We start from the raw sequence: 18,597 nt of genomic DNA on the forward strand, positions 1-18,597 counted from the left end.
TTGGTGAAAAAAATAATCAGTAAATGGTTGTCAATCATTGTTCCGTTCCTTCTTGGAATTGGAATCATTGTATACCAATACAATTCTTTTACTGACCAACAAATTACAGAAATAAAAAGCTACTTTAAGAATGCCGACTATTTCTATATCTTTTTGTCGCTAGTTATTGCACTGTTCGGCTTTTGGTCAAGAGCGTACCGATGGAAATTTTCTCTAGAACATTTGGGTTATCAAACGCATATTCATAACAATGTAATGGCTGTTTGTATTGCTTATTTAATGAATTTAACCGTTCCAAGATCAGGTGAAGTCTCTAGAGCATTAGTACTAAAAAAATACGAAAATATACCGTTTGACAAAGCTTTTGGAACCATCGTGGCCGAACGTGTAGTTGATTTATTAATCTTTTTCTTGTTCGTGATTATCGGATTTATTTTTCAATTTAATGTATTGAAAGATTACGTTTTAGAGAAAATACCAATCGAAAAACTCCTATTACTTTTTGCCATCGGTACTATCGGTTTTGTAGTAATACTTATAATCTGGTTCTACTCCAATTGGAAAATTGTAAACAAACTAAAAGAAAAATTTTCAGGACTTATTGAAGGCATGACAAGCATCCTAAAAATGAAAAACAAATGGGCTTTCTTGTTCCATTCATTTTTCATTTGGTTCACTTATATTTTAATGTTTTATGTAACCATTTTTGCCTTAAAAGAAACGAGTGACATTAGTTTTGGAGCCGTTGTCATTGCTTTTATCTTTTTAAGTCTCGCTATCGGATTTACTAATAACGGATTTGGTGTTTATCCTTTAATTGTAGCCGAAATTTTTCTTCTTTATGGCGTTTCTAAAACCGCTGGAACAGCCTTCGGATGGTTGGCTTGGACTTCACAAACATTGTTAATGATTGTCCTTGGTGGTTTATCATTTTTATTCCTTCCGATTCTAAATAGAAAATAATTTAGTATCTTGCTTGTTTTTACACTTTCTATTAAGTCAACAAACAACCACTAGATCATGAGAAAAATTATTTTACTTTTAGCACTTTCGTTAAGCTTTAGCGGATTCAGTCAAAAAATAAAAGACAGTATACTTTCTAAAAAATTAGATGCTTACCGTTACTTATCTGTAGGACTTCCGCCATCTTATGATAAAGAAAGTAAAAAAACTTATCCGCTGCTGTTTTTATTAGATGGTGATTATCTTTTTAATCCTTTTCAAGGTGCATTAAGTTATGGAAATTACTGGGATGATTTACCTGAAGTGATTATTGTTGGTCTTACTCAAAATAAAGAAAACGAACGCTATAGCGATTGTACTTTTGATGAAAGCACAGGATTACCAGAAGGAAAAGGTGAGCAGTTCTTCGAATTTATTGGTGGTGAACTAATGCCTTTTCTTCAAAACAAATACAGAATTTCTCCCTTTAAAATCATTGCAGGACACGATGTAACTGCAGGATACATGAACTTATTTTTATATAAAGACAACCCATTATTTAACGCTTATATTTCACTAAGCCCAGAACTAGCCACCGAAATGGAAGTTAGAGTTGCTGATAGATTGGCTTCTTTTAAACAAAACATGTTTTACTACCAATCTTCTGCCGATGGCGATATTAAAAAAATGCGAACTAAAATTGCAACGTTAGACGAAAACATAAAAGCCAAAAGCAATCCAAATCTGAATTATAAATTTGATGATTTTAAAGGCGCTTCACACTATTCCTTAGTACTTTATTCTATTCCAAGCGCATTGTACCAATTCTTTGCTTCTTATCAACCGATTTCAACATCTGAATTTCAAGAAAAAATTGTTAAGCTAGAATCAGGCTATGTGGAGTATTTAAAAAACAAATATGAAACGCTCGAAAAAGCACTCGGAATCAAAATGCCCATTCGTTTAAACGATTTTAAAGCAATCGAAGCTGCTATTATAAAAAACAAAGCCTACGCCGAATTTGAGCAATTAGCACAACTTTCTAGAAAAATGTATCCAAAATCGATGCTTGGTGATTATCATATGGCCGTTTATTATGAGAATACCGGTGATATCAAAAATGCAGTAAAACATTATCAAAATGGTTTTCAAATGCAAGAAATTGGCGATTTAACCAAAGACATGATGCTTGGAAAAGCAGATGAATTAAGAGTGCAAATCAAAAAGAAATAATACAAATTCAGATTCAGAAATTAACTAATGGCTAAGCTTAAAACTTCGTTCTTTTGTCAAAATTGTGGCACGCAATATGCCAAATGGCAAGGACAATGCAATGCGTGTAAAGAATGGAATACTATTGTTGAAGAAGTAATTCAGAAAGAAGAAAAAACCAGCTGGAAACCAACATCAGAAGTAAAAAAAGCGCCGAAACCTTTAAAAATAGCCGAAATTGATTCTTCTGAAGAAATTAGAATGAACACGCTTGATGGCGAATTAAACCGTGTTCTTGGTGGTGGCATAGTTCCTGGTTCACTAACACTTCTTGGTGGCGAACCCGGAATCGGAAAAAGTACGCTGTTGCTTCAAATATCTTTAAAATTACCCTACAAAACTTTGTATGTTTCGGGCGAAGAAAGCCAGAAACAAATAAAAATGCGTGCCGAAAGAATTACACCCAACGGTGATAATTGCTATATCTTAACCGAAACTAAAACCCAAAATATCTTTAGACAAATTCAAGAAATTGAACCCGAAATTGTCATTATTGATTCTATTCAAACGCTTCACACGGATTACATTGAATCGACTGCAGGAAGTATTTCGCAGATTAGAGAATGCACTGCCGAATTGATAAAATTTGCTAAAGAAACCAATGTTCCTGTTATTTTAATCGGACATATCACTAAAGACGGAACCATTGCTGGACCAAAAATATTAGAGCATATGGTAGACACTGTTTTACAATTTGAAGGCGACAGAAATCACGTTTACAGAATATTACGCAGTTTAAAAAACCGTTTTGGCTCGACTGCCGAACTCGGAATTTATGAAATGCAAGGTTCGGGTTTAAGAGAAGTATCAAACCCATCTGAAATTTTACTTTCGCACCGTGAAGAAGAACTTTCTGGAACCGCAATTGCGTCCACACTCGAAGGAATGCGTCCGCTAATGATTGAAATTCAAGCACTAGTTTCAACCGCAGTTTATGGAACACCACAACGAAGCGCAACCGGTTACAACGCTAAACGATTAAACATGTTGTTAGCTGTTTTAGAAAAACGTGCTGGTTTCCGACTCGGAACAAAAGATGTGTTTTTAAATGTTACCGGAGGAATTTCGGTTGATGATCCTGCCATTGATTTAGCAGTTGTGGCGTCAATCTTATCGTCTAATGAGGATATTTCTGTGGGAAAAGATGTTTGTTTTGCTGGCGAAGTAGGTCTTTCGGGAGAAATTCGTCCTGTAAATCGTGTAGAACAACGAATTCAAGAAGCCGAAAAACTTGGCTTTGCAACGATATTTGTTTCCAAATACAACAAACTTGCCACTAAATTTCCAGGCATAAAAGTGGTCTTAGTATCTAAAATAGAAGAAGTTGTAGAACATCTGTTTGGATAATAAATGGATAATTATTCACGTTATCTTACAAACCTATCCTTTATGAAACTAAAAAACATACTTCCTCTTTTTGCTGTTTTACTATTGATTTCTTGTTCCGAAAAAACAACTTATGAAAAATTCATCAAATTACCAGAAGACCACAGATGGCAAAAATCAGAACCTAAAATATTTGAATTTACCATAGATGATGACACAAAAGTATATGATGTTACCTTTGAATTCAGCCATATTGCAGACTATCAATTTGCAAGCGTTCCCATAAAAATTGATGTGAAAAATCCTGCTGACGAAGAAGAATTTCACCTCATTGATTTCAATATTAAAGACAGCAATGGCAAACCATTAGCCGATTGCGGTGGCGATATTTGCGACATGTCAATGAAGGTAATTGAAAAAACAAAACTTATTAAAGGAACGTATAAAATAAAAGTAGGTCACAATTTTAAAGGCAACTACTTGCCCAATGTTATTGGAGTTGGAATCAAAGTCACCGAAGCAAAATAATTTTCCTTGCATCCCAACCTTTTCATAAAAAAAGTACTCTTAAATAGTAACAAGCTTTTGCTTCCTTAAAACTTCCATTATGAAAAAGAAATTTTCGTTAGAAATAAAATCGCCTTGCCAAGAAAATTTTGATAAAATGATACCAAACGCCAATGGATCTTTTTGTAGCTCTTGCGCTAAGAATGTTATCGATTTAAGCAAAAAAACAAAGACAGAAGTAGCGCGTTTTATTGCAGAAAATAAAGATAAATCAATTTGTGCGCGCTTGAAAACTTCACAACTAGAAGAAGAATTTGAAATTAACGAAATTTCTAAAAGCAATAATTTTAAATATGCTATAGCAGTAGCGGCTTCTGTTTTAGTAACTTCTTCGGTAGTCAGTCAAGAAAAACAACCGGTAAAAACGGAGCTAGGATGTTCTGAACCAACAGGTTTTAAATTAGGAAAAATCGCTTATCAAGAAGGTAAAATGGTTTCCTTTGTTTTGAGTGGTAAAATTTTAGAAAAAGCAACCAAAAAGCCCTTATCCAGTAAAAAATATCCTGAGCTACAAATTTTTGTTTCGGGTTCGAATGTTTCTGTAAAAGTTGATCCTAAAACTGGAGCCTATTCCATTCCTGTTGTACTAGACAAAAAAACTACAGAATTACACATCACAATAAACTCGAGTGATTACAGTTCTTCTAAAACTATGAAAATTGATTTATCACAAATCAGAAATAATAGCCTAATTCTAAACCTATCGATTGATTCAGAAAAAGAAATGCAAAACCATCAGATTATGGGCGGTTTAGGCGTAAATTATATCGATACTAAAAAAACAAAAAACTCTTAATATGAAGAAAGCTCTTTTACTTACTTTATTGATTTCGGCACTTTCTTTTGCACAAAAACCTATTTTTACTTCGGCCAAAGTTAAAGCGGCAACGGTTTATTTCAATGCAGCCGAATTACAACAAACTACAACCGTAAATCTTCCGGTTGGCACAAGCGAAATTGTCATTAAAAACGTAGCTGATTATTTGAATGAAAACACTATTCAAATTGGTGCGCCAAGTTCAGTAACAGTTTTGTCAGTACAATTTACGCAAAATTATATTTCAGAATATGAAATTGACGAAAGCAATCCTGCGATAAAAAAAGTACGTGATAGTATTACTTTAGTTCAAAAAGAAATTAAGAAAATTCAAATTGAAACCTATGCACACCAACAAACTATTGGCTTATTAGACAACAACCAAACGGTTGCTGGAGCCAACTCTGGATTGAGTGTAACCGAATTAATAAAATTGGTTGATTATTATAAAGCTAAACGAACCACATTAGACAACGCTGTAGTTTCGTTGCAAGAAAAAGAAGCAAAGTGGAATGTAAAACTAAAAGCTTTAAACGATAAATTAGTCATCAACACCCAAAAAGAAGACAAAACTTCAAAAGGGAAATTAGTGCTTCAGGTGATGAACGAAATTGCTGGAAATGTAACTCTTGACATCAACTACTTAACAAATGCTGCGACATGGAATCCGTTTTATGATTTGCGTGTAGACAACGTAAAAGATCCAATAAACATGATGTACAAAGCACAAGTTTCTCAGAACACAGGCATCGATTGGAAAAAAGTAAAACTAACCTTATCAAGCGGAAATCCAAATCAAAATAATCAACAACCAATTTTAAATTCTTGGTTTTTGAGGTATCAAGATTTAAATCATTTTAAAGGAAATGTTTACAACAAAGAACTTACACAAGCTTCAAATCCAAATGCAATACAATCTATTCAAGAAAGTGACTTTTCCGACACGGTTGTTGCCGCTATGGGAATAAAAAGATATAAATCCTCTGTTACAAATTACACCTCCATCAACGAAAACCAACTAAACGTTTCTTTCGACATTGATATTCCTTATGATATTTTATCTAATGGGAAAGCACATTCTGTGGCGTTGAAAGAAATTAAATTACCTGCAACTTACAAATATTATGCTGCGCCAAGAGTCGATAAAGAAGCGTTTTTATTGGCAGAAATTAATGATTATTCTAAATACAATTTATTGCCAGGCGAAGCTAACATCATCTTTGAAGGTTTGTATGTGGGCAAAACAACTATCAATCCGAATCAAACGACCGATACTTTGAATTTAAGTATGGGAAGAGACAAAAAAATCAATATCAAACGCGAAAAAGTAGTTGACAAAAGCGGTACGAAGTTTTTATCATCCTACAAAGAACAAACGTTTACTTATGATTTAACCGTTAGAAACAATAAAAAAGAAGAGGTTTTTATGTTACTAAAAGATCAATATCCATTGAGTTCCGATAAAGAAGTTACCATAGAATTATTAGAAGACGGAAAAGCAAAAGTAAACTCCGAAACCGGAATTCTAACATGGGAACTGAAGCTCGCACCCAACGAAACCAAGAAAATCAGAATCAGTTATAAAGTAAAATATCCAAAAGATAAAGTGATCGATAATTTATAAATTAAAAATAAAACTAACTCAAGCAGAGAAAAAGCGTAAAGAATGTAAAACTCTTTGCGCTTTTTTGTTTATGTAAAACACTATAAATGAACAACCTTAATTTTTTTTAATTAAATTTACAGAAATAAATCATAGTACTGTGAAAAAGTTTGTTTTACTCTTAGTTTGTTTTAGTTTTAATTTTGGAGTCAGTCAAATAATAAACATTCCAGATCCTACCTTTAAATCCTTACTTGTTAACTCATCAACTAGTATTAATACAGCTTTTGATTGTGTAAATTATAACAATTACAAAATAGATATTAATAATAATGGAGAAATTGAAGAAAGTGAAGCATTATTGGTTTGTACATTATTTATTAATACACCAGGGATTTATGATTTAACTGGTATTGAATTTTTTTCTAATTTAACGTATTTAGGCTGTTTTAATAATAATGTGACTAACCTTGATTTGTCTCAACTTATAAATTTAGAGCAGTTATGGTGTGGTCAAAATAATTTAACAAATCTTGATGTATCACAAAATATTAATTTGCATTTATTAGTTTGTACTAATAATAATTTAACAAATATCAATGTATCACAACTCACTCAACTGACAGGTTTGAATATAAATCAAAACCAACTTACATCATTAGATGTAAGCAATTTACCTAATTTAACTAATTTAAGTTGCCGAAACAATCAAATATCCTCCTTAAATTTTGCAAACAATCCTTTATTAGAAAAAGTTTTTTGTAGTAATAACCTAGTTAGCGACTTGAATTTTAGCAATAATCCTTTGTTTAATGAGCTAGATTGCCAAAACAATCCCAACTTGAGAACCATTAAAATAAATAATGGTACCACACAGCTTTTTGGTCCTCAAACGTTATATAGTCAATGCTGGACAGGTTGCCCCAATCTAAACTACATTTGTGCAGATAGTAATGAGATGAGTGCTTTACAAAATTTTCTAGATAATTGTGGTGTCGATACTTTTGAAATAACATTCGATAGTAATTGTTCGCTTGGTAATGAAGAGTTTGTAAAAAATGAGTTAGTGGTTTATCCTAATCCTTTTAAAAACAGTTTTAAAATAAGTTTAAAAAACTTCACATCTGACAATGTTATTTTTAAAGTATATGATATGTTGGGTAAAACTATAGAGGTTCTAGATTTGTCTTCACAACAATTAGAAAATTTAGAACTCGGTAAAAATTATAAAAGTGGTGTTTATTCTATTTTGGTACAACAAGGTGATACTATACAAACCTTGCGAATTATTAAAGAATAAGAACTAACTCAAGCAGAGAAAAAGCGTAAAGAATTTAAAACTCTTTGCGCTTTTTTGTTATTTTTGATAAACTCTTATTTATGAATCAACCCTTTATCATAACAACAATTACAACAAACGAAAACGGAATTTCTATTTTTTCTGAAACTGATTTTGAAGTACATCAACGTGGCGGAATGTTCTTAACCGAACAAATTGCCTCCAAGAATTTCAGAATTAGAAAAAGCGATGTAGGTTATGAAACCGATTTTCATTTATCTGGCGACCCAACTTTACTAATTATCTTAAAAGGAACTTTAAAAATTGAATTGCAAAACGGAAATTTCAAAACCTTTTCTGCAGGAAACTATTTTATTGCAAAAGACAATTTACCCGAAAATGTACTTTTTGACAACAAAATCCACGGACACAAAGCAAGCGTAATTGGCAACGAAAAGCTTGAAGCAATTCATATTAAGTTGTAATTAATTTTGAGATTCCTTTGGAATGTGACAAACTGAATATGAATTGTTATACTTATTACACAGATTAAAATTATCTAATTTTCTAAAGTTGAAATTTATCTTTTAAACGAAAATCAATTGATTAAGTAGTGTCAAACTGAGCCTGTCGAAGTGGTTTTAGTTACTTTGAAGGTCTTCGACAAGCTCAGACTGACATTGTATATTAAAATTAGCTCTTTTGCAAAATAGAAAATTTATCTTTTAAACGAAAATCAATTGATTAAGTAGTGTCACACTGAGCTTGTCGAAGTGGTTTTAGTTACTTTGAAGGTCTTCGACAAGCTCAGACTGACAACTAGTTTATAATTGGCTCTTTTGCTTAATAGAACTTTATTTTTTCAACAATAATCAATTGACTATGTTTTGTCACACTGAGCCTGTCGAAGTGGTTTTAGTTATTTTGAAGGTCTTCGACAAGCTCAGACTGACATTGTATATTAAAATTAGCTCTTTTGCAAAATAGAAAATTTATCTTTTAAACGAAAATCAATTGATTACGTAGTGTCACACTGAACACTGCAAACTGAACACTGAACACTAAACACTGATAACTGAACACTGCAAACTTAACCTAAGGCGCTGGATTAGGATGAATCTCCTGAATTCTTTCAATTTCAGATAAAATTTCATTAGATAAAACCACATCAAAAGCATCGATATTGTCTTTTAGTTGCTCAATTGATGTTGCTCCAATAATAGTTGACATCACTAATCGTTGTTGGTTAACAAACGCTAAAGCCATTTGCGTAAGCGTTAATCCGTTAGCTTCGGCTAAATCTTTGTATAATTTGGTAGCTTTGTAACAGTTTTCATTAACATATCTAGTGAAATTCGGAAATAATTTCATTCTAGAATTCTCTGGGAAACCATCAAGATATTTACCCGATAAAAACCCAAAAGCTAAAGGTGAATACGCCATCAATCCAACATCAGAACGCATACAAACTTCAGAAAGTCCCACTTCATAAAGTCGATTTAATAACGAATACGGATTTTGAATCGTAGCAATTCTTGGCAAATTGTGCTTCTCACTTTCTTGCAGAAAACGCATCACGCCATAAGGATTCTCGTTAGAAACACCAATATGTTTTATCTTTCCTTGTTTAATCAATCCGTCATAAACCGATAAAACTTCGAAGAAATTATCTTGCCATTGGGTATCTAATTCAGTTATGCCACGTTTTCCAAACATGTTCATTACGCGCTCTGGCCAATGCATTTGATATAAATCAATATAATCCGTTTGAAGATTTTTCAAACTCAACTCTACCGCTTCGTGAATACTTTTCTTCGAAAAATCTAAAGGTTGACGAATGTAATCTAAACCTCGATTTGGACCAGCAATTTTGGTAGCAACAACCAATTTCTCTCTTTCGGAAGTGCCAATTTTGTTAATCCAACTTCCAATATGACGTTCGGTACTTCCAAAAATTTGGGCATTGCCACCAATAGGATACATCTCAGCAGTATCAATAAAATTTATGCCACGTTCCACAGCATAATCTAATTGGGAATGCGCCTCAGCCTCAGAATTTTGATTGCCAAAAGTCATTGTGCCTAAGCAAATTTTACTAATTTTTACATCAGTATTTGGAAGTGTAGTGTAGTTCATTACAGAATATTGTGTTTTGAAATGCAAAAATACGTTTTCAAAATGATTTTGAATACTAACGTTTGTTAAACAATATAAAAAAAGAGCCGATCATTACAACCGACTCTCAAGAATAACTAACTTCTTATTTCCAACCGCCACCAAGATTTCGGTAAATGTGAACTGTGGCGTTTAGTTGTTCTTTCTTGGTCTCAATCAATTCTAGTTTAGATTCCAGCGCATCGCGTTGCGTCATTAATACTTCAAAATAGTCCACACGAGCCGATTTAAACAAATCATTAGAAACATCAATTGATTTATTCAAAGCGTCAACTTGTTTAGATTTTAAATCATAACTGTTTTCCAAATTGCTAATTTTTGACAACTGCGTAGCAACCTCCAAATAAGCGTTTAATACCGTTCGTTCATAATTGTACAACGCTTGAAGCTGACGTGCATTGGCGTTTTTATATTCTGCTTTTATGGCATTTCTGTTAATTAAAGGTGCCGCCAAATCGCCTACCAAAGAATATAATAAAGATTCAGGAAGCTTAAAAAGATAGGATGGTTTAAAAGCTTGCAATCCATAAGAAGCCGAAATGTCTAGCGATGGATAAAACTCAGCGCGAGCCGCTTTTACATCTAACTTAGCCGCTGCAAGTTCCAATTCAGCTTGTTTAATATCAGGACGATTAGCCAATAATTGAGAAGGAATTCCTGAAGTTGCAGCATTAGGCATTAAACTTAAAAAACTAGTTTTATCTCTAGGTATTTCCTGCGGATAACGACCTAGTAAAAAGTTAATTGTGTTTTCGGTTTCTTTAATTCTTTGCAAAATTTCAAACTCCTTACTTTTGGACGAATATACTTCTGCTTGAAATTTCTGTACGGCCAATTCGGTTGCTCTAGCCGCTTCTTTTTGAACTTTTACAATCTCCAAAGCATTAGTCTGCAAATTGATGTTTTGTCTAACAATTTCCAACTGACTGTCTAAAGATAATAACTCATAATACGAATCGGCAACCTCAGCCACAAGATTAGTAATTACAAAGTTTTTACCTTCAACGGTTGCCAGATATCGGCTAATTGTGGCTTTTTTAGAATTGCGCAATTTTTTCCAAATATCAACTTCCCAATGCGCATAAGCAGCCAAAGTGTAATCTTGCAAAGGTTCTGGAAATTCTTTTCCGGGCATAATTTCGGTTGAAGCATCACCAGCACCTTGACTTGTGTATCGTCCTACTTTTTCTACTCCAGCTCCAGCTTTTACTCCAACCATTGGTAATAAAGCGCCTTTTTTTACTCGAATATCATTTCTTGCAATTTCAATTTCTTGCAACGTAATCAGCAACTCTTGATTGTTTTTTAAAGCAACATCGATCAAATCTGCAAGATTTCTATCCTTGTAGAAATTTTTCCAAGGCGTACTTGCAATGGTATTGGTGTCTTTGCTGCTTGCAAAAGTTTCTGGTAGTGCCAGACTAGCTTTTGTAGGTTCAATGGCTGGTGCTTTGCAGCTTATTACTGCCAAACCTGTGGCTAACAATAGTATATATTTATAATTTTTGAACTTCATTGTTATCAATTTCTTCTGTTAATGGATTTTCTTCTTCTTTTTTAACAAGCTTAATTCGCTCCGCAATTCTTGCAAATATGTAGTACAAACCAGGAATTAATAGTACTCCGCAAACTGTTCCTATAAGCATTCCTCCTGCCGCTGCTGTACCAATGGTTCGGTTTCCAATTTTTCCTGGACCAGTAGCAAATGCAAGCGGAAGCAATCCAGCAATAAAGGCGAAAGAGGTCATTAAAATAGGACGTAACCTTGCTTTAGAGCCTTCCATCGCGGCTTCAAGAACCGATTTTCCTGCTGCATGTCGTTGAACTGCAAATTCAACAATAAGTACGGCGTTTTTACCCAGCAAACCAATTAACATTACCATCGCAACCTGAGCATAAATGTTGTTTTCTAAACCTGTCAATTTTAATAATAGAAAAGCTCCAAAAATTCCAGCTGGTAAGGAGAGAATTACCGATAATGGTAATATAAAGCTTTCATATTGAGCAGCTAAAACCAAGTAAACAAATCCCAAACAAATCAAAAACACCCATATTGCTTGATTACCTTGTGCTACTTCATCGGCAGAAATACCAGCCCAATCAATGTCATAACCTCTTGGTAATTTTTTTGCAGCAACTTCTTGAATTACTTTAATTGCAGTACCAGAGCTATAACCAGCAGCTGCTCCACCAGAAATTTCAGTAGAAGTATACATATTATGTCTGGTAATTTCTGAAAGTCCATATACTTTTTCTAATCGCATAAAGGCAGAAAAGGGTACCATTTCATCTCGATTATTTTTTACATAAAGCTTCAAAATATCATCAGGCTGTGCTCTATATTCTGGCGCGGCTTGAACAATTACTTTATAATTAATTCCGTATTTAATAAAACTAATCTCATAATTACTTCCAACAAGTGTAGATAATGTAGTCATAGCGTTTTCAATGGAAACTCCTTTTTGCTGTGCAATATCATTATCTATTTTCATCATATATTGTGGAAAACTTGCACTAAAAAAGCTGAAGACATTGGATAATTCTGGACGCTTACTTAATTCTTCGACAAATTCTTTGTTAACCGTTTCTAATTTTTTGAAATCACTTGTACCCGTTTTATCTAATAACCGAAGTTCAAATCCTCCTGCTGCTCCATATCCTGGTACAGCTGGCGGTTGAAAAAATTCAATATTCGCACCAGGAATTTCTTTTGATTTTTCCTCAAGTTCTTTCATAATCTCTTGAACAGATTCTTTTCGATCATTCCAATCCTCAAGATTTATTAAACAAGTACCCGCATTTGCACCTGTTCCTTCGGTCAAAATTTCATAACCAGCAAGTGATGAAACCGATTTAACGCCTTCAATCTCCTCTGCTTGTTGTTGCAATTTTTCAGCAATATTATTAGTTCTCTCTAATGATGAACCTGGAGGCGTTTGGATAATAGCATAAAACATTCCTTGATCTTCATTTGGAATAAATCCAGAAGGAACTGTACTATTTACAAACCAAGTACCAGCACAAAATACTACAAGTGCAATAATGGTGATTGCTCTACGGTTTATAATTTTACTTAATACATTTTCATATTTTCCTTGTACTAAGTTAAACTTGTTATTAAAGCCGTCAATAAATCTACTTACAGGTGTTCTCTTTTTGGCTTTGCCATGATTGTTTTTCAACATTATTGCACATAATGCTGGTGTTAATGTCAAAGCCACAACTCCAGAAAGTATAATAGCCGTTGCCATAGTAATTGAAAATTGTCTGTAAAAAACGCCCACCGGACCAGACATAAAGGCAACCGGAATGAATACCGCAGCCATCAAGAAGGTAATAGCAATAATTGCTCCTGCAATTTCATGCATAGCTTTTTTAGTAGCTTTCAATGGTGATAAATGCTCTTCCTCCATCTTGGCATGAACGGCTTCAATAACCACGATAGCATCATCGACGACGACTCCAATGGCCAAAACTAACGCAAAAAGAGTAATTAAGTTCAATGAAATATCAAAGAATGTCATGAATGCAAACGTTCCAACCAAGGAAACAGGTACTGCTATTGCTGGAATAAGAGTTGATCGCCAATCTCCAAGAAAAAGAAATACCACTAATCCTACCAAAATAAATGCTTCAATCAAAGTATGAATTACTTTCTCGATAGAAGCATCTAAAAATTTTGAAACATCATAGGAAATTTCATAGTCCATTCCTTTCGGAAATTTTTGCTTCACTTTTTCAAGCTTAGCTTTTACATCTTTGATAACATCATTAGCATTACTTCCAAAAGATTGTTTTAGTACGATTGCCGCTGATGGTTTTCCGTTTAAGTTAGAATAGATGTCATACATTGAACTACCAAATTCGACTTTGGCTATATCTTTCAAGCGCAAAAGTTCACCGTTACTATTGGAACGCACTACAATATTTTCATATTGTTCTTTATTAGTAAAACGTCCAGAATATTTTAAAACATATTCAAATGCTTGGGAACGTTTACCAGAAGCTTCTCCTGTTTTACCAGGTGATGCCTCTAAACTTTGACTTGACAAAGCTTCCATTACTTCTTCGGAAGAAATTTTGTAAGCCAACATACGATCAGGTTTTAACCAAATACGCATAGCATATTCACGTGTTCCTAAAATATCGCCAGAACCAACACCATTTACTCTTTTTAATTCAGACAAGACATTGATATCGGCATAATTGTATAAAAACTTCATGTCGGTATTTTTATCCGTGCTAAAAAGATTTACATACATCAACATACTTGGTACTTCACGAGTGATTTTTACACCTTCTCGAACAACCAATGGTGGCAATTTGTTGGTGACCGACGCAACACGATTTTGGACATTAATTGCGGCTTGATTAGGATCAGTTCCTAAATTAAATACAAGTTGAATACTTGCTTCACCATCATTTCCAGCATCGGAAGTCATGTATTTCATTCCGGGAACACCATTTAAGGCTCTTTCTAAAGGAATAATTACTGACTTTATCATTAATTCTCCGTTAGATCCTGGATAATCTACTTTTACATTTACCATTGGCGGAGAAATGGTCGGGAATTGTGTAATTGGTAAATTTAATACCGATAGAACTCCTAAAAAGACAATTATCAATGATATCACTATTGACAATACTGGTCTTTGTATAAATTTATTAAACATTTGCTTATTTTTTAATGATTAAACCCCACTTGAATAAGAATTCTATTCCGCTTTTAATCTTAATTTATTGATGACTTCTTTAGGTGAAACGTAGTCATACTTAATCTTTTCAGCATCTTTTACTTTCTGCACACCTTCTAATAGAATTTTATCATTCGCACCAACGCCGCTGGTTACAACATATAAATCTGGTATTTCACCTGCCGTCGTAATTTCTTTTGATTCTACAACATTATCTTTATTTACTAAAAAAACATACTTTTTATCTTGAATTTCAAAAGTGGCTTTTTGAGGAATTACAATGGCATTTTTAAGAGGAACTACCATTTGAATGGATCCTGTTTCTCCGTGTTTTAATAACTTACTTGGATTGGGGAAGCGCGCTCTAAAAGCAATATTACCAGTTTCGCTATCAAATTCACTTTCTATAACCTCTACATAACCAGTAGAATTAAATACTTCGTTGTTGGCAAGACGCAAATTCACTTTAGTCTTTGAATGGTTCGGATTGTGGGTTTGATAATCTAAATATTCTGGTTCGGAAACGTTAAAATAAGCGAACATCTCACTGTTATCTGAAAGACTTGTCAGTAACTCTCCTTCTTCTATCAGGCTTCCTAATTTTAGTGGAATTCTATCTATTGTCCCTGAAAATGGTGCTCTTATCTCGGTAAATGATAAATGAAGTTTTGCCAAAGCTACCTCAGCTTTTGCTTGTTCAAGTTTTGCTTGTGCAATATATTGTTCACTCTTGGAAACTACATTCTTATCGGCTAACGTTTTAGCATTTTGTAGTTCAATCTCGGCAGCTTTAGCTTCGGCTTGAGCCTTAAGTAATTCTGCTTCATAAATTTTAGGCATTATTCTAAAAAGAAGTTGACCTTCTTTTACAAACTGACCTTCGTCGACATAAATATTTTGAAGAAATCCCTTCTCTTGGGCTCTAATTTCAATATTTCTAACAGAGCGTATTTGTGAGACATATTCTTTAACAAATGAAGTGTCAATTTTAACTGGATTAGTAACCAGTAACTTGCCAACTTCTTCTTTTTCTTCTTTTTTAGTAGTGCAACTAGATAAGCACAATAAGGCAGTTAAGCCCATGAACATGAGTTTGTTCTTCATAATAAATGAATTTTAAGCGATTGAATTAAGGATAAAAGAGACTATGGCTCTGATAGTTAAATTTAATCAGCGCTAAAAAGCATGAAATATAAAATCAATGAAGTAAACAAAATACATTCACAAACAAAACAAACCATACTTAATGGGCTGATGTGAAGTAAAGCATCATATTATTAAAACACGATGAGCAAGATAAATAGGGCACGATCCAAAATGAGTTTTGGTAAAAAAATTGTGACCTTTACTGTAGTAGTTTGAAATAGTTACAGTTGGATGTAACGAATATAAGTTTTTAAGTAAAAAATATTTACCTAAATAGAAGTCACTTTTATGAACTGTTTTGACACTTTTTTCAGAATGAATTTCTTCCTCAAAATCAACTCCAATATCTTCTATCAATACAAGTGCATGCGTATCATCAGCAAGTTTAACCTGATGCTTTTGTGCAAATTGTTCTATTATACTATTGGTAGTTTCAGCCACAGAGGCATTTCCTTTACCGCCTAGTAAAAGAAAACTTAAATATAGTATAAACGAAACTACTCTCATAAGCCGCCAAATTTAACAAATTTCCAAAAGCAAAAAACAGAGCAAAAGTTAAGAAAACTATAAACTGACGAAAACGTTATTTTTATGTCTATTGAGATCGAACAGCAAAGTGCTCAAAAGAAAAAAGTTCAAAGAAATCTCTGAACTTTTACTTTTTGTTTTTAAAACAATAATACACTTTTATACCATTTTAAAGATCATTCAACATTTTAGAAATTTCATCTAATTTTGGTGTCAAAATAATTTCGATTCTACGGTTTTTTGCTTTTCCTTCTGGTGTGTCGTTGCTCATTAAGGGTGCAAATTCTCCTCTACCAGCTGCAGTCAAATTGTCTTTTTTAACTCCTTTATTTTCTGAAAGAATATTTACGATGGCAGTAGCTCTTTTGGTAGACAAATCCCAGTTGTTTTCAATTCCGCCACCAATATTTCCTAAAATTTTATCATCATCGGTGTGGCCTTCAATCAATACTGATATTTCAGGATTATCTGCAAGCACTTTTCCAACAGCAACAACTGCAGTTTTCCCTTCAGCACCAACAGCCCAACTACCCGTTCCAAAAAGCAATTTATTTTCCATAGAAACATATACTTTTCCGTTGCGTTGCTCAACGGTTAATCCTTTGCCTTCAAAAGCTTTCAAAGATTTAGAAAGTGTTTCTTTCAACTTCTTCATACTAGCATCTTTGGCAGCAATGTAAGCTTCTAATTCGCTCAATCGTTTTGAACTAGCTTCTAATTCGGCTTTTAATTTATTTAATCGTTCTTGCTCAGCAGCCATCGATTTTTCTTTAGCTTCTAACTTTGCCAATAATTCTCTGTTTTTATTGATATTGGCTGTTAGCGCTTCATTACTGTCTTTCTCTAAAGCATTGTAAGACGCTTGAAGTGTTTTCAGATTTTTATCAGTTGCCGTAAAATCAGCTAGAAGTTTGTCGCGTTCTGCTTTTAACTTATCATAATCTGCTTGCAATTTAGACTTATCCAATTCCAATTGATTTTTAGATTTGGTTAAATCTTCGTTAGTATCAGCTAAGGTTCTGTTTTCTTTTTTCAATTCGGCAAACTTGTTTTCCAAGTCATTATAAATCTTTTTAGAAACACAAGAGGTTGAAAGCGCTGCAATCAACAATGCTAGGGAAATTCTTTTAATCATTTTTTTATTATTTATTTTAACAAAAGCATTTTTTTAAACCAATACGAAAGTAAGTTTCATTAAGTCTTAATTTTCTTAAGTAACTCAAAGGTTTAATCATTTGAATCGAATCAAAATTAGAGCATCAAATTGGTTTTTAATCTATAGCTTTTTTTTGTTATTGACATTGTTATTGACAATTTAATTAAGGTATTCGCACATCGACAAGCTCAGTGTAAAGGTTGCGCGTTGAGGAAAATTTTAATTTTTTTTTAACTCGAAACTATTTTAATCAATCTCTACCACAATCGGACAATGGTCAGAATGTTTGGCTTCGGGTAAAATTACAGCTCTTGTCATTCTCTCTTTTAGAGTTTCGGAAACTAAATTGTAATCAATTCTCCATCCTTTGTTATTGCCTCTTGCTCCTGCTCTGTAACTCCACCACGAATAATTGTGTGGCTCTTTGTTGAAATGACGAAAACTATCCACAAATCCTGATTTCATGAAACCATCTAACCATTTTCTTTCTGATGGTAAAAATCCTGAAACGGTTGCATTTCTTATCGGATCGTGAATATCAATAGCTTCGTGACAGATGTTATAATCACCGCAAATAATCAAATTAGGAACTTCTTTTTTCAAATGATTAATGTAATTTTGAAACTCATCCATATACTGAAATTTGAAATCCAATCGTTCAATATTGGTTCCCGATGGCAAATACAAACTCATTATAGATACTTCTTCAAAATCTACTCGAAGATTTCTTCCTTCAAAATCCATGTGCTGAATTCCAGTTCCAAAAACAACATTTTTAGGTTCTGTTTTACACAAAACAGCAACACCCGAATATCCTTTTTTCTCCGCAGGAAAATAATATTGATACGGATAACCTGCCTTTGTAATTTCTTCTGTGGGAATTTGATCTTCGGTTGCTTTTATCTCTTGCAAACAAATAACATCAGGATTAGCTTGTTGCAACCAATCTAAAAAACCTTTGGTTATTGCCGCTCTGATACCATTTACATTATAGGATATGATTCTCATATTTTAATTTTATAGTTTTTCAAAAATAACTAAAAACCACAAATCATTCTATTCAAAATTTGAAATTATAAGTTTTGTTTAACC

At 33.3% G+C, this 18,597-nt stretch carries 15 protein-coding genes; 8 read left to right on the plus strand and 7 right to left on the minus strand.

Annotation, left to right across the window (positions count from 1 at the left end; all coding sequences use genetic code 11):
• The first annotated feature begins 3 nt into the window (after positions 1-3).
• From Q0050_RS10655 to Q0050_RS10690, 8 genes are all read left to right on the plus strand, one after another.
• Entirely contained in the window at positions 4-963 is a 960-nt protein-coding gene (locus Q0050_RS10655; RefSeq protein ID WP_298395343.1) for a lysylphosphatidylglycerol synthase transmembrane domain-containing protein, read from the plus strand.
• Positions 964-1,020: 57 nt separating this feature from the next.
• Complete coding sequence (locus Q0050_RS10660; RefSeq protein ID WP_298395346.1) at positions 1,021-2,175, plus strand: alpha/beta hydrolase-fold protein; 1,155 nt, start codon at positions 1,021-1,023, stop codon at positions 2,173-2,175.
• Positions 2,176-2,202: 27 nt separating this feature from the next.
• Positions 2,203-3,561 carry a DNA repair protein RadA gene (gene radA / locus Q0050_RS10665; protein WP_298395348.1) on the plus strand — a complete coding sequence of 453 codons (1,359 nt, stop codon included), beginning with the start codon at positions 2,203-2,205 and terminating at the stop codon, positions 3,559-3,561.
• Positions 3,562-3,603: 42 nt separating this feature from the next.
• The gene (locus Q0050_RS10670) at positions 3,604-4,068 is read left to right on the plus strand and encodes a hypothetical protein (protein ID WP_298395351.1); all 465 of its coding nucleotides are present in this window, start codon (positions 3,604-3,606) and stop codon (positions 4,066-4,068) included.
• A gap of 79 nt (positions 4,069-4,147) precedes the next feature.
• A complete protein-coding gene (locus tag Q0050_RS10675) occupies positions 4,148-4,903 on the plus strand; it encodes a hypothetical protein (RefSeq protein ID WP_298395353.1) in 756 nt (251 codons plus the stop codon).
• A gap of 1 nt (position 4,904) precedes the next feature.
• Positions 4,905-6,548, plus strand: coding sequence for a DUF4139 domain-containing protein (locus Q0050_RS10680; protein ID WP_298395356.1), 1,644 nt, complete (start codon positions 4,905-4,907; stop codon positions 6,546-6,548).
• A gap of 139 nt (positions 6,549-6,687) precedes the next feature.
• On the plus strand, positions 6,688-7,827 hold the full coding sequence (locus Q0050_RS10685) for a leucine-rich repeat domain-containing protein (protein ID WP_298395359.1): 1,140 nt from the start codon (positions 6,688-6,690) through the stop codon (positions 7,825-7,827).
• Positions 7,828-7,907: 80 nt separating this feature from the next.
• Complete coding sequence (locus tag Q0050_RS10690) at positions 7,908-8,291, plus strand: hypothetical protein (protein WP_298395362.1); 384 nt, start codon at positions 7,908-7,910, stop codon at positions 8,289-8,291.
• Between the two features lie 610 nt (positions 8,292-8,901).
• On the opposite strand, the gene Q0050_RS10695 is transcribed toward Q0050_RS10690, so the two are convergent.
• From Q0050_RS10695 to Q0050_RS10725, 7 genes are all read right to left on the minus strand, one after another.
• Positions 8,902-9,942, minus strand: coding sequence for an aldo/keto reductase (locus Q0050_RS10695; protein ID WP_298395365.1), 1,041 nt, complete (start codon positions 9,940-9,942; stop codon positions 8,902-8,904).
• A gap of 124 nt (positions 9,943-10,066) precedes the next feature.
• Positions 10,067-11,497, minus strand: coding sequence for a TolC family protein (locus Q0050_RS10700; RefSeq protein WP_298395368.1), 1,431 nt, complete (start codon positions 11,495-11,497; stop codon positions 10,067-10,069).
• The gene (locus tag Q0050_RS10705; protein WP_298395371.1) at positions 11,478-14,654 is read right to left on the minus strand and encodes an efflux RND transporter permease subunit; all 3,177 of its coding nucleotides are present in this window, start codon (positions 14,652-14,654) and stop codon (positions 11,478-11,480) included. The genes Q0050_RS10700 and Q0050_RS10705 overlap by 20 nt, the downstream gene beginning before the upstream one ends.
• Positions 14,655-14,696: 42 nt before the next feature.
• Entirely contained in the window at positions 14,697-15,779 is a 1,083-nt protein-coding gene (locus Q0050_RS10710; RefSeq protein WP_298395374.1) for an efflux RND transporter periplasmic adaptor subunit, read from the minus strand.
• Positions 15,780-15,944: 165 nt separating this feature from the next.
• Positions 15,945-16,328, minus strand: coding sequence for a hypothetical protein (locus tag Q0050_RS10715; protein ID WP_298395375.1), 384 nt, complete (start codon positions 16,326-16,328; stop codon positions 15,945-15,947).
• Between the two features lie 190 nt (positions 16,329-16,518).
• Positions 16,519-17,484 carry an OmpA family protein gene (locus tag Q0050_RS10720; RefSeq protein WP_298395377.1) on the minus strand — a complete coding sequence of 322 codons (966 nt, stop codon included), beginning with the start codon at positions 17,482-17,484 and terminating at the stop codon, positions 16,519-16,521.
• A gap of 267 nt (positions 17,485-17,751) precedes the next feature.
• The gene (locus Q0050_RS10725) at positions 17,752-18,513 is read right to left on the minus strand and encodes an exodeoxyribonuclease III (RefSeq protein ID WP_298395379.1); all 762 of its coding nucleotides are present in this window, start codon (positions 18,511-18,513) and stop codon (positions 17,752-17,754) included.
• Positions 18,514-18,597: the final 84 nt, after the last annotated feature.

This window comes from Flavobacterium sp. (assembly GCF_027483985.1).
Taxonomy (GTDB): domain Bacteria; phylum Bacteroidota; class Bacteroidia; order Flavobacteriales; family Flavobacteriaceae; genus Flavobacterium.

Excerpts from the sequence above, each read along its gene's own strand:
- Q0050_RS10700 (WP_298395368.1), bottom strand. The coding sequence starts at position 11,497 with ATGAAGTTCAAAAATTATAAATATATACTATTGTTAGCCACAGGTTTG.
- Q0050_RS10670 (WP_298395351.1), top strand. The coding sequence starts at position 3,604 with ATGAAACTAAAAAACATACTTCCTCTTTTTGCTGTTTTACTATTGATT.
- Q0050_RS10705 (WP_298395371.1), bottom strand. The coding sequence starts at position 14,654 with ATGTTTAATAAATTTATACAAAGACCAGTATTGTCAATAGTGATATCA.
- Q0050_RS10725 (WP_298395379.1), bottom strand. The coding sequence starts at position 18,513 with ATGAGAATCATATCCTATAATGTAAATGGTATCAGAGCGGCAATAACC.
- Q0050_RS10715 (WP_298395375.1), bottom strand. The coding sequence starts at position 16,328 with ATGAGAGTAGTTTCGTTTATACTATATTTAAGTTTTCTTTTACTAGGC.
- Q0050_RS10695 (WP_298395365.1), bottom strand. The coding sequence starts at position 9,942 with ATGAACTACACTACACTTCCAAATACTGATGTAAAAATTAGTAAAATT.
- Q0050_RS10675 (WP_298395353.1), top strand. The coding sequence starts at position 4,148 with ATGAAAAAGAAATTTTCGTTAGAAATAAAATCGCCTTGCCAAGAAAAT.
- Q0050_RS10680 (WP_298395356.1), top strand. The coding sequence starts at position 4,905 with ATGAAGAAAGCTCTTTTACTTACTTTATTGATTTCGGCACTTTCTTTT.
- Q0050_RS10710 (WP_298395374.1), bottom strand. The coding sequence starts at position 15,779 with ATGAAGAACAAACTCATGTTCATGGGCTTAACTGCCTTATTGTGCTTA.
- Q0050_RS10690 (WP_298395362.1), top strand. The coding sequence starts at position 7,908 with ATGAATCAACCCTTTATCATAACAACAATTACAACAAACGAAAACGGA.
- radA (WP_298395348.1), top strand. The coding sequence starts at position 2,203 with ATGGCTAAGCTTAAAACTTCGTTCTTTTGTCAAAATTGTGGCACGCAA.
- Q0050_RS10720 (WP_298395377.1), bottom strand. The coding sequence starts at position 17,484 with ATGATTAAAAGAATTTCCCTAGCATTGTTGATTGCAGCGCTTTCAACC.
- Q0050_RS10660 (WP_298395346.1), top strand. The coding sequence starts at position 1,021 with ATGAGAAAAATTATTTTACTTTTAGCACTTTCGTTAAGCTTTAGCGGA.